The sequence below is a fragment of the Glaciimonas sp. PCH181 genome, assembly GCF_003056055.1.
In the GTDB taxonomy this organism is placed as follows: domain Bacteria; phylum Pseudomonadota; class Gammaproteobacteria; order Burkholderiales; family Burkholderiaceae_D; genus Glaciimonas.
Window position 1 is genome coordinate 492498 of record NZ_PYFP01000002.1, and the last position, 9327, is coordinate 501824.

At 51.7% G+C, this 9327-nt stretch carries 17 protein-coding genes; 15 read left to right on the top strand and 2 right to left on the bottom strand.

Features of this window, described 5'->3' with window-relative positions; genetic code table 11:
- The first annotated feature begins 85 nt into the window (after positions 1 to 85).
- Genes C7W93_RS24655 through C7W93_RS15335 form a run of 3 tightly spaced genes read left to right on the top strand, consistent with a single transcriptional unit; the run spans position 86 to position 1363 of the window.
- A complete protein-coding gene (locus tag C7W93_RS24655; RefSeq protein ID WP_161539948.1) occupies positions 86 to 550 on the top strand; it encodes a hypothetical protein in 465 nt (154 codons plus the stop codon).
- A 43-nt stretch (positions 551 to 593) separates the two neighbouring features.
- Positions 594 to 905: a helix-turn-helix transcriptional regulator gene (locus C7W93_RS15330; protein ID WP_161539949.1), complete on the top strand. Its 312-nt coding sequence runs from the start codon at positions 594 to 596 to the stop codon at positions 903 to 905.
- Complete coding sequence (locus C7W93_RS15335; RefSeq protein ID WP_146177565.1) at positions 902 to 1363, top strand: hypothetical protein; 462 nt, start codon at positions 902 to 904, stop codon at positions 1361 to 1363. Before C7W93_RS15330 ends, C7W93_RS15335 begins: the two co-directional genes overlap by 4 nt.
- Before the next feature lie 101 nt (positions 1364 to 1464).
- Here C7W93_RS15335 and C7W93_RS24475 read toward each other — a convergent pair whose 3' ends face one another.
- Positions 1465 to 1686, bottom strand: a complete 222-nt coding sequence (locus C7W93_RS24475; RefSeq protein WP_146177566.1) for a hypothetical protein — start codon at positions 1684 to 1686, stop codon at positions 1465 to 1467.
- A gap of 454 nt (positions 1687 to 2140) precedes the next feature.
- On the opposite strand from C7W93_RS24475, the gene C7W93_RS15345 reads away from it, so the two are divergent.
- Genes C7W93_RS15345 through C7W93_RS15390 form a run of 11 tightly spaced genes read left to right on the top strand, consistent with a single transcriptional unit; the run spans position 2141 to position 8033 of the window.
- Positions 2141 to 2509, top strand: coding sequence for a DUF1566 domain-containing protein (locus tag C7W93_RS15345; protein ID WP_225869901.1), 369 nt, complete (start codon positions 2141 to 2143; stop codon positions 2507 to 2509).
- 51 nt (positions 2510 to 2560) lie between these two features.
- Positions 2561 to 2977, top strand: coding sequence for a hypothetical protein (locus C7W93_RS15350; protein WP_108441082.1), 417 nt, complete (start codon positions 2561 to 2563; stop codon positions 2975 to 2977).
- Entirely contained in the window at positions 2970 to 3401 is a 432-nt protein-coding gene (locus C7W93_RS15355; protein ID WP_108441084.1) for a hypothetical protein, read from the top strand. Before C7W93_RS15350 ends, C7W93_RS15355 begins: the two co-directional genes overlap by 8 nt.
- Positions 3398 to 3697, top strand: coding sequence for a hypothetical protein (locus C7W93_RS15360; protein ID WP_108441086.1), 300 nt, complete (start codon positions 3398 to 3400; stop codon positions 3695 to 3697). Before C7W93_RS15355 ends, C7W93_RS15360 begins: the two co-directional genes overlap by 4 nt.
- Positions 3694 to 3831 carry a hypothetical protein gene (locus C7W93_RS24660; protein WP_161539950.1) on the top strand — a complete coding sequence of 46 codons (138 nt, stop codon included), beginning with the start codon at positions 3694 to 3696 and terminating at the stop codon, positions 3829 to 3831. Before C7W93_RS15360 ends, C7W93_RS24660 begins: the two co-directional genes overlap by 4 nt.
- Positions 3828 to 4046, top strand: a complete 219-nt coding sequence (locus C7W93_RS15365; protein ID WP_108441087.1) for a hypothetical protein — start codon at positions 3828 to 3830, stop codon at positions 4044 to 4046. Before C7W93_RS24660 ends, C7W93_RS15365 begins: the two co-directional genes overlap by 4 nt.
- Positions 4047 to 4050: 4 nt before the next feature.
- Positions 4051 to 4272, top strand: coding sequence for a hypothetical protein (locus tag C7W93_RS15370; protein WP_108441088.1), 222 nt, complete (start codon positions 4051 to 4053; stop codon positions 4270 to 4272).
- A 2-nt stretch (positions 4273 to 4274) separates the two neighbouring features.
- On the top strand, positions 4275 to 4649 hold the full coding sequence (locus C7W93_RS15375; protein WP_108441090.1) for a hypothetical protein: 375 nt from the start codon (positions 4275 to 4277) through the stop codon (positions 4647 to 4649).
- 24 nt (positions 4650 to 4673) lie between these two features.
- Positions 4674 to 5573, top strand: coding sequence for a recombination-associated protein RdgC (locus C7W93_RS15380; protein WP_108441092.1), 900 nt, complete (start codon positions 4674 to 4676; stop codon positions 5571 to 5573).
- The gene (locus C7W93_RS15385; protein WP_108441094.1) at positions 5570 to 6742 is read left to right on the top strand and encodes a hypothetical protein; all 1173 of its coding nucleotides are present in this window, start codon (positions 5570 to 5572) and stop codon (positions 6740 to 6742) included. The genes C7W93_RS15380 and C7W93_RS15385 overlap by 4 nt, the downstream gene beginning before the upstream one ends.
- Before the next feature lie 43 nt (positions 6743 to 6785).
- A complete protein-coding gene (locus tag C7W93_RS15390; protein WP_108441096.1) occupies positions 6786 to 8033 on the top strand; it encodes a DNA cytosine methyltransferase in 1248 nt (415 codons plus the stop codon).
- A gap of 49 nt (positions 8034 to 8082) precedes the next feature.
- On the opposite strand, the gene C7W93_RS15395 is transcribed toward C7W93_RS15390, so the two are convergent.
- Positions 8083 to 8592, bottom strand: coding sequence for a hypothetical protein (locus tag C7W93_RS15395; RefSeq protein WP_146177567.1), 510 nt, complete (start codon positions 8590 to 8592; stop codon positions 8083 to 8085).
- A gap of 381 nt (positions 8593 to 8973) precedes the next feature.
- Here C7W93_RS15395 and C7W93_RS15405 point away from each other — a divergent pair, with 381 nt between their 5' ends.
- A complete protein-coding gene (locus C7W93_RS15405; protein ID WP_108441102.1) occupies positions 8974 to 9321 on the top strand; it encodes a hypothetical protein in 348 nt (115 codons plus the stop codon).
- Positions 9322 to 9327: the final 6 nt, after the last annotated feature.

Consider the following 9327-nt stretch of genomic DNA (forward strand, 5'->3'; position numbering starts at 1 on the left):
TGAAAAACAACAAATATCAAAGAGATATATTTAAGTTGGCCCCTCAAAACTATGGGAGACTCCCCAATATACCTTTCGAGGTATAATGCTTAAATTAGTCATTGAGAAGGCCGCAGTAAAAGACTTGACTGACATGGTCGGAAGTGGCGGCGATGAGAAGTCTTACGCACAAAAAATTGTGGTTACTCTTCAAGAAATAAAGGACTCTCAGTCGTTATTACAAGACCTCACAACCGAAAAATTCAGCACCGATGATTACGACGTTGGAAAATATCTTGAATTCTGGAATGATGGCATTGATCTCTGGAAGATTAAGATTTATGACTTTAATTCGTTAAGCAAAAAGTGGTGGACTGTGCCGTATCGGGTGTTATATGCATACGATATATCTTGCCAAACGTTCCGAGTATTGGGCATAGTGCCCCGGAAATTTAACTACGATCCAAATCATGAACTCACAAAGAGAATTCGTCGCGCCTACGATGACTTGGGGTTACCAAAACACAAGATTTTCCGCCCCTCGTCCTCTAGCGGCTACAAACCACACTAAAGCAATAGTTATTGAAGAACCTCGTCTAAAAAAAGACGATGCCATGGAGATTGACGACTTGGTTGCGATGTTTGAGCAAGCTCCGGGCGGCAAAGAGGAGATGTCTTCTGCTAGACAATGGTTAAGTAGTAGCTTGGACGAGTGCGATCAAGGAACACTAAAATCACTTCGTCTTAAGGCGGGGCTTTCTCAGAGCATCCTTGCTCAAAAAATTGGCTTGCAACAACCTAATATTTGCGCGTTTGAAACAGGAAAAAGGAAGCCTGAGTACAAAACGGCCCAAAAACTTGCACAGTCGCTTAATGTAACTGTGGATGGGATCTACAAAGCATTTGATAAAAACAAGGCACGATGATGAAAAGTAAATCTATCCGAGCAATTTATTGTGACGATATACGGTTAGAGATTGGCGGCAAGCAATCGTATATGGGTGTATACAATACTGATCTGCTTGCACATGCATTCCCGCTACAGATGCCTAAATTTTGTGCTCAAGTAATGTTAACATTGCCTACTTTAGAGGCACCAAAAAACCTTCGAGTTTTACTCTTATATAACGATCAGACGCTAAGTGAAATCACGCTAGACGAGGCAACGCTGGGGAGTCAGTTAATACCAGAGCCGGATCCAGAAACTCTCCCTGAAGATCAGCGCTTAGGTATAAACTTTTCCTTTGTTTTTGCACCACTATTAATCGAAACCGCTTCCCGGATTAAACTTCGTGCCTACATCGACGGAGAGGAGATAAAAGGAAACACCTTAATCATCCGAAGCCCAACAAATGAAGAACGAATAGCGCTCAACATGCCATAGTACCTATATCAACCCACCCTTCGCGGTGGGTTTTTTAACGCCCTACCGCGCTATCAACTCTGAGCAATCCCTTGTTCTCAATGAGGGTGGCCTTAGGGGGTTTAGCGCTGGAAGCCGCCGTTAGTATAGCCTCCGTTATTGCCGCCTCCGCCCTGCCCATCGCGTCCCTGCCCGCCTCGGTCTCCATGGTCGCCTCCACCTCTATCGTGGTCATGATGCCCAAACCCATCTCCTCCACCGTACAGATCATCGCCACGCGGAGGTCCAATTACGCACCCGCTGAGTGACACCGCCAACGCCAACAAAAGAGTGGGGTATTTCATGGCATTCCTTCGATTTGTCGAAAGAATTTCGACGCCAAAATCTGCTCATGGTTCAAATTAGCACCCCTTACTCTGTTGACGGCTGCCCTGCCAGGCTCTTGCGCTAGTCATTGAGATAGCCAAAGCTTGGCGCCGGTGTCGGCCCAGAAAACCAGAAGTCGGCAAAGAAAAATAAAAGGGCGTTCGTTTAAATGCCGCCCTTTCAATTCGGGAATCCGAATGCCCATTTTTAACGTGCCATTTGGCACATCTTCACTCCGGCATTGACACGATAGCCTGACATAACTCAATAAGCAGTCGCCCGCCCTCCATTAACCAAGGTGGTCGGGGTATTTTTTCACCTGGGATTTGGCGGCGGGAGTTATTTTACATTTTTATTACCATTTGGTATTGACATGTAAATTACCATTTAGTAATATGAGTCCAACGAATCAGCAAACCCACGGAGCAACAAATGAGCAAGCAGCAATGGATCAAAGAAAACCTAAAGCCGGGCGAGGCCTATGCAGGGATCCTGCTTGGCGTAGACGGCGAGAAAGACCAGCACATCATTTTGCTGCCAGGCCAAGCAACTGGTGTCACTTGGATGGATGCCATTGCCTTCGCCGTAAGGGCTGGTGGTGAATTACCTACTCGACGTGAGCAATCGCTTCTCTTTGCGAATCTGAAACGTGAGTTTGAGCAGCGTTATTACTGGTCCAGTGAGCAGCACTCGGCCCTTTCAGATTTTGCGTGGGGCCAGAGTTTTTCCAATGGCGACCAGAGCATCGGCCACAAGGGCGATGTGTTCCGCGCCCGGGCCGTCCGCAGATTGCCAATTTAATCCTTTAGTAATTTTATTGAATTTTATAGCACTGTCCACGTGGAGCGGGAAATGAATAGTCGAGAAGCATATGAAGAGGCGCGCGCTGCCGGTCTACTTAGCGCGAATGTTGGCACCACCAAATGGGAAGATGCGATTTCTAAGTTGTGCAATTCCGTTTGGGATAAAGCTGTGCGGGCAGGGTGCTGCGGCTGCAAACCCATTTCGACTGATTCGATCAGTGACGATCTGGCCCAAATCGCCACTTACCTGAGAACGCCAGATGGTGGTCCGTTGCCAGATTCGATCCGCTTAAATTGGCTTGAGGCGAACCCTAGCGTCATGATTCGCCATTTGCCTACCTATACCCCCGCCCTGCGCTTTCAGATTGATGGCAACGAAGGGCAACTGCTTGGCGTTGGCGTTGATCTTCGCTCTGCTCTTGATGCAGCGATGCGCAATTCCGCTAGCGGAGTTTGCAATGCGTAACGCCTCCCAACAATTGACCGAGTTGAAAAAACTGGTCGTGGTGTTGCGCGCCTGTACGCACATGTCGATTAAAACAGCGCCAGCCCACATTCAGGCGCATCCGCTCTTCCCTTTTAAGCATCCACGTGGAAGTTCTGAGAAAGCGGGATTTAGCCGTGTGCCGCTATGGGACGCCATTGATGCGCTGCTGGCCGCGCCTGTTGCGCTGGATGTGGACGTGCGCTCTGCACCGGCCACCCTCGGCAATAACGAAAGCAGCGAGTTGATCGCCGCCCGCCTGGATACTGCCCTCGCCTTTCTTTCAGGTAAAGGGGTTCAGCAAGCGCTTATGGACATGCTTGATTCCGGCCGTGTTCCGCCTCGGGAGTGGTGGATTGCAAAGTTCGATCGCGATATTCAAAACAACATAGGGAGGCAAGGATGAAGTACGCCGTGACAGTGTCCGTTGATACCGATTCGCTTAGTGGTTTTACCGATTCATATATTGCGTCTTTGTGGCATGTAGGGCAGGCCAATCCAGCACCTCATGACGATCCCGATGCAGGTGCGTTTGCGGAGAAAATTGGGCGCGAGATTATCGCTAGATTTCTGCGCAATATGCCTGCAGAGCTTTATGCCCATCAAGGTCATCACCATTACTTTTCCAACTTGATCAAGCATGGAAAGATGGTTGATGGTGAGTGGGTGCCCAATGCGGCAGAACAAGCAGGTGCCGAATGAGCTACCTCATCACAATCAAAACACAACCTGATAGCGACGGCGAAACCTATACCGCGATCGGCAATCTTGACGCATTGATCGATGCTGCTTACGACGCTGGTGCACTGGGCGTAACCGTGATGGTGCAGCTATGAATACGCGCTTCGTAGTTGGGCTTATCAGCCTTGTCGCGGTGGCGTTACTTTTCTTTGCCTATGCCATGACCACGAATGCAAACCAGCTACCCGATCTGACGCCTGCAGAGGTCGAAGCAGATAAGCACGCGCAGCTGGCACAGCTTTGCAAGTTGGAGTGGCCCGACGTCAAGGGCGGTATCGAGGCGCGTCGCATCGCCTGCAAGCACACCTAATTTTATGCCGCAGATCACCGTAACGATGACGGTCGGCGAAGAGTTATTCGAGTTTTCTAGTTTTGATAATTGGCTTCTCACCGTCCGCGACAAGTTCGTTGCGCATCGTGTGAATAGGGATCGTGTTGTCTGCGTTGATGCAAGCGGCCGTATTTGCGCCAACGCCCAAGATTTTTCTATTGCTGATTATCCGGTCAAGGTCTATCGCAAACCCATAGGAGCATAAGCATGAGCGCATTTTGTGTATTCGGCGTCAGTCGCCTTGATTGCAAGAAAGCTGCAGAGAAGAAGGTGCGGACGGTTGATCCGGCCACCAAGAAACGGCTATCGCACGATGAATGGCGCGCCGAAGTTGAAGTTCTTTCGGTCTCCATATTCGAGGAAAAAAAGACTTTGCGCCAGATTTCACCAGCGTTTGACGCTCCGCAGTTTTGCTACGACTGGATTCGTATTGCGTCTGGGGGGGGGCAAATCAGGCTGCCCCGCCTGATGGTTCGCGGACCTAAAGTCGACAAAAAAGGCGTTCAGATAAAGCGCGACGGCAAGGTGCTTATCACCTGGTTGCCTTACCAAAAATCAGAACAAGCAGCGGTCGCTGCCTAAACATCACTTCACTGGAGTTGCATCATGTGGTTTCACAATCTTCAAATTTATCGTATTCCCGCGCCTTGGGCGATCAGCGCTGAGCAGCTGGAAGCATTTTTGGCGAAGCGGGTTTTCGCACCGTGCAGCAGTCTGGAAATGCAAACCCAAGGTTGGACTTCACCGCGCGATAGCGGACAGCTGGTGCATATCGTTGATCGCCAGATGCTTATCGCGTTGCGTACTGAAAAGAAATTGCTTCCGGCCTCGGTTATTAATCAGGTCACCAAAGATCGCGCCGCCGAAATCGAATCTGAGCAAGGTTTTGCGCCGGGCCGCAAGCAACTAAAGGATTTGAAAGAGCAAGTCACCGACGAATTGCTGCCACGCGCCTTTAGTCAACTCCGGACGACGCACGTATGGATTGATCCGGTCAATGGCTGGCTGATCGTAGATGTGTCCAGTCCATCACGTGCAGAGGACGCTCTGAAGCTGCTGCTTGCATCGGTTGATAAGTTGGAAGCGTCAGGATTGCGCACGGTGCATTCGCCACTGACATCCATGACCGACTGGCTTGTGGCCGATGAAGCGCCGAGTGGCTTTACGGTCGATCAGGATACGGAATTGCGCGCCAATGGCGAAGGCAAGGCAACCGTTCGCTATATCCGCCACACCCTGGAAGTGGACGATACTCGCCGCCACATCGCCGCAGGGAAGCAGTGCACCCGCTTGGCGATGACCTGGAATGATCGCATCTCGTTCGTGCTGACCGAGGGACTAGCGATCAAGCGCATTGCTCCCCTCGATGTCATCAAAGAAGAAAGCGATCCGACCAATCGCAATGATAGCGAACGCTTTGATGGTGACTTCTTGCTGATGACCGGCGAGTTAAACAAAATGCTAAACGATCTTGTATTTGCCTTAGGTGGGGAGCCAGCAGTATGAGCAATGGCGCCCCGCGATTCACCGAACACGACACGTCGCTGAATCTTTGGCTCGATGATCCCAAGGATCCAGCTGTCAAGGCAACCCGCGACCAGTTGGTCGACCACCTCAGTGCCCGTGGCTTTCACATTGAAAACGACCAGAGCGTCGACGCGCTCATCCGCGATGACTATCACACCGGTAACAAAGGCGCCCTTGAGTTCAATCTGAACCTCTGCGGCCGACACCTGGAAATTATTTTTTTCCAGAACGTAGTCCGCGAGAATCGGGCGGGTGGCGAGTATGACTTCGACAAGCGAGAGAAAATGCCATTCCTGATCGGCATGCAGTACGAGCTCGAGCGCGCAAAGATCGCAACGTTAATGGCTGGCCTTGGCTACGCACTCCAAGTCAAGGTCAAGCGCCAAGGCATGGCAGAGATCACCCATCGTCGTGACGAGCTGGCCGAGCAGCACCGCGGCATATACGACAAGCAGCCGGAGTCGCGCAACTCGACCACGGCGACCAAGGACACAGTCCGCGATGGAGATGCGATCTACTTCCGCAATCATGATAAACGCTGGTTTTCGGGCACCGCGTATTACCACATCAACAATATGTGGTGGGTCTTGTTGCCCTGCGGGGAGGTGATGAACATCGCCAGTTTTGAATTGCGCCACACAGCACCGGAAGCAGGACTGAAAGGTCAGCACTTCAACGATGACGATCGGAAGAAAAAACAGATGGCCGCGATCCATCAAGCTGTAGCACGCAAAAATATGAGGAAGATCGAGGTATTGCGCGCCAGCCTGACGCCGGAAAACAGCTACTACGTCCTAAGTCTGAAGCACACCAACCGAACCGATGCCCACATCACCCTATGGGGCCAGAGCGGCTGCGGGTACCGATATAGCATCGCCGCAGCCGGCAAGTACAGCCGTGACGAAATTATGGCGCATCTGGGCCACTACAACGGCGGAGACAACATCGCCGTCGACGCGGAGACAGTCGAGCGCCTGGTGACGATGTGCGACAAGACAGACCGCGATCTAGAGCGCCAGGCGCCAACCCTGCGCAACACACCAAGCAACTGGCACAAGCTGATCGCCTCAGCTATCGCAACGCCTAAGCACGACGTCATCCCCGAAGTTTTCAGAACCAAGTCGGGAAAGAAAAGGAAGGCAGCATGAAGCCGGACCTCTATAGCCTCTGTCAAATTTAACGGTTTGACGCATGGCGAACTACTACAACGAAATCGACCCATACGCTGCTAAATGGCTGCGCAACCTCATCGCCGCTGGACACATTGCGCCCGGCGACGTAGATGAACGGAGTATTGAAGATGTTAGACCAGATGACTTACGAGGATATATCCAATGCCACTTTTTCGCTGGAATTGGAGTTTGGTCCCATGCTTTACGTCGCGCAGGATGGGCAGATTCGCGACCAGTCTGGACGGGTAGTTGTCCGTGCCAGCCTTTCAGCGCGGCAGGTAAAGGAATTGGATTTGCTGACGAGCGGCACCTTTGGCCTGCTTGGAACCACCTCATCAGCGAGTGCGATCCTCCAATCGTCTTTGGAGAGCAAGTTGCGAGTAAAGATGCAGACGCTTGGGTCGACCTTGTACACACTGACATGGAAGCCTTGGGTTACGCCTTCGGGGCGGTCCCGTTTCCGTCTGCGGGCATCGGTGCCCCGCACATCAGAGACAGGAACTATTGGGTGGCCCACGCCAACATGCAACGTCAACAATCAGCCAGAAACAGAAAGAGGTCTGCAAACGTTGGCGGGGCAAGCAAGTCTTTCGGGCTGGATCACTCCAACGGTACGGGATTGGAAAGATACGCCGGGGATGATAGCGCAGAGGGACGGCAAGGATCGCGTGGATCAGTTGCCGAGACAAGCATATTTGGCGGGCTGGCCGACATGCACGGTAACCGATTCCTCGAGGGGAGTAAAAGACGCGAGACCCTGGGATACGGGCAAGCCGCTGAATCAGATCGTGGCGCTGGCCGGTTGGCCGACGCCATCGAAAGCCAACGGGGACGGCGGCCAAACGATGACGCATTGCAGTCCATCGGGGCGGAGGTTGGACGGAACAAAATCACAGGTGACACTGAACGGAATAGTCAACTTAGCGGGATGGCCGACGCCAATGGCCGGAACACCAGCACAGAAGGGGTACAACGCGTCAGCCAGCACGGATGGGGGCAGAAAAACGGCAGCACTTTGCGGGGCGAACTTAGCGGGATCGGGAGTGACAACATCACCCGAATGGAGCGGCCCGGCCCGACTAACGGTTTCTGGCGAGATGTTGACTGGCTTGGATGCAGGGATGGAAAGTGGCGGCCAGTTGAACCCGGCACATTCCCGCTGGCTCATGGGGCTGCCTCAAGAGTGGGACGACTGCGCGCCTACGGAAACGCTATCAATGCTGAAGCGGCAAAAACTTTTATCGACACCGTAATGGAGTGGTTATGAAATCGAATTTTTCTCATGAGCGTCAGATTGCGAGGGTGGCATGATCAATTTAGTGAGTATCGTCCAGATCAACCCATACCAGCTCCGAAATATTTTTCTTAATCATGACGGAGGACGATTGTTCAGCGATTCTCATCATAACCCTTCGCATCTCCAAGAGCCAATGCTTATCGGATTGGCCGGCATCCTCCGTGACCCACACCTCACGACCATGAAACCGCTGGAAAACGTGCGCAAGTATATCCTTAAGTCTAAAAAGACATGTAAGCAGAGTCGGGTCCAGGCATCTGAGAGGAATTTTTCCGAGCGAGCTTCGCATCTCGTTGAATGCTGCCACATCAAAAATGACCGGGGATCCTGGCGCGCTCTCGATTTGATCGTTCAAATTAATAGCAAATTGCATCGCTTCATGGTTCAGGAGATGCAGGGTCAAAACCGCATTGTCCTCGTCTCGTTGCCGGACAATATTTTGCTGGTGTCTAGAAATCCAAATTGCAGCGCCAATAGCTGCGATAGACCCAACCGCCTGAACCCAAGCAGCCCAATCCTGACTACTCATCGGAGGGTACAGCACAAACGTTACCACCAAAAAGGCACTGGCAAATCCAATTGTAATTTTTCATCTAAGCAACATCACTTTCTCCCATATTTTGGGGGAATCCTAACATGACCCAAACCCGCAAAGGTATCGATAAGGCGTTTACGATTGATTTACTCGCGCCACAGTCGTGCAGAGGGCCAATCAAGATCCGGCTGCATAAGGATGAGGAACCACCCTCATCGCGCACGCCAATCAATTCGTTTCGGTGATCACAGGTTGGGCAAATAAAGTAAGACCCTACCTCATCGACTTCTGGCGTAAGGAGTGCAAAGTCCCACTCAGTTTTGCATTTTCGACATATCCACATGGAAGCCTCCGAGCAGATTCAGGAATCCTATCATGACAAAAGAACAGACGCAGGAAATTAAAGCGCGACTACGTTCGCCGGAAACCGCTATTCCCCCAATGACCGACCCGCTTGGTAAGCACTGGAGGCAACCGCGCCGTGAAACGATATCGCTCGATGACACGCATGCACTGATGGATGCCAGCTCGTTTGCGCAATTAGCGGACTACTCATCAACGCACCCCAGTGGCGTCTATCCCGGAAAGATGTGGAAGCGCCACGATGGACTGTTCGATCGGCGCTGCAAGACGGAAGATCGCGTCTGGTTGCTCTGTTGGTTTGGTGAATGTGATGACCCAACCAAATGCTCAAACAATTATCGTCAAATTCTAGTGGCATAAAGGATA

Excerpts from the sequence above, each read along its gene's own strand:
- C7W93_RS15370 (WP_108441088.1), top strand. The coding sequence starts at position 4,051 with ATGCCGCAGATCACCGTAACGATGACGGTCGGCGAAGAGTTATTCGAG.
- C7W93_RS15405 (WP_108441102.1), top strand. The coding sequence starts at position 8,974 with ATGACAAAAGAACAGACGCAGGAAATTAAAGCGCGACTACGTTCGCCG.
- C7W93_RS15380 (WP_108441092.1), top strand. The coding sequence starts at position 4,674 with ATGTGGTTTCACAATCTTCAAATTTATCGTATTCCCGCGCCTTGGGCG.
- C7W93_RS15360 (WP_108441086.1), top strand. The coding sequence starts at position 3,398 with ATGAAGTACGCCGTGACAGTGTCCGTTGATACCGATTCGCTTAGTGGT.
- C7W93_RS15345 (WP_225869901.1), top strand. The coding sequence starts at position 2,141 with ATGAGCAAGCAGCAATGGATCAAAGAAAACCTAAAGCCGGGCGAGGCC.
- C7W93_RS24655 (WP_161539948.1), top strand. The coding sequence starts at position 86 with ATGCTTAAATTAGTCATTGAGAAGGCCGCAGTAAAAGACTTGACTGAC.
- C7W93_RS15395 (WP_146177567.1), bottom strand. The coding sequence starts at position 8,592 with ATGAGTAGTCAGGATTGGGCTGCTTGGGTTCAGGCGGTTGGGTCTATC.
- C7W93_RS15335 (WP_146177565.1), top strand. The coding sequence starts at position 902 with ATGATGAAAAGTAAATCTATCCGAGCAATTTATTGTGACGATATACGG.
- C7W93_RS24475 (WP_146177566.1), bottom strand. The coding sequence starts at position 1,686 with ATGAAATACCCCACTCTTTTGTTGGCGTTGGCGGTGTCACTCAGCGGG.
- C7W93_RS15365 (WP_108441087.1), top strand. The coding sequence starts at position 3,828 with ATGAATACGCGCTTCGTAGTTGGGCTTATCAGCCTTGTCGCGGTGGCG.
- C7W93_RS24660 (WP_161539950.1), top strand. The coding sequence starts at position 3,694 with ATGAGCTACCTCATCACAATCAAAACACAACCTGATAGCGACGGCGAA.
- C7W93_RS15330 (WP_161539949.1), top strand. The coding sequence starts at position 594 with ATGGAGATTGACGACTTGGTTGCGATGTTTGAGCAAGCTCCGGGCGGC.
- C7W93_RS15390 (WP_108441096.1), top strand. The coding sequence starts at position 6,786 with ATGGCGAACTACTACAACGAAATCGACCCATACGCTGCTAAATGGCTG.
- C7W93_RS15375 (WP_108441090.1), top strand. The coding sequence starts at position 4,275 with ATGAGCGCATTTTGTGTATTCGGCGTCAGTCGCCTTGATTGCAAGAAA.
- C7W93_RS15385 (WP_108441094.1), top strand. The coding sequence starts at position 5,570 with ATGAGCAATGGCGCCCCGCGATTCACCGAACACGACACGTCGCTGAAT.
- C7W93_RS15355 (WP_108441084.1), top strand. The coding sequence starts at position 2,970 with ATGCGTAACGCCTCCCAACAATTGACCGAGTTGAAAAAACTGGTCGTG.
- C7W93_RS15350 (WP_108441082.1), top strand. The coding sequence starts at position 2,561 with ATGAATAGTCGAGAAGCATATGAAGAGGCGCGCGCTGCCGGTCTACTT.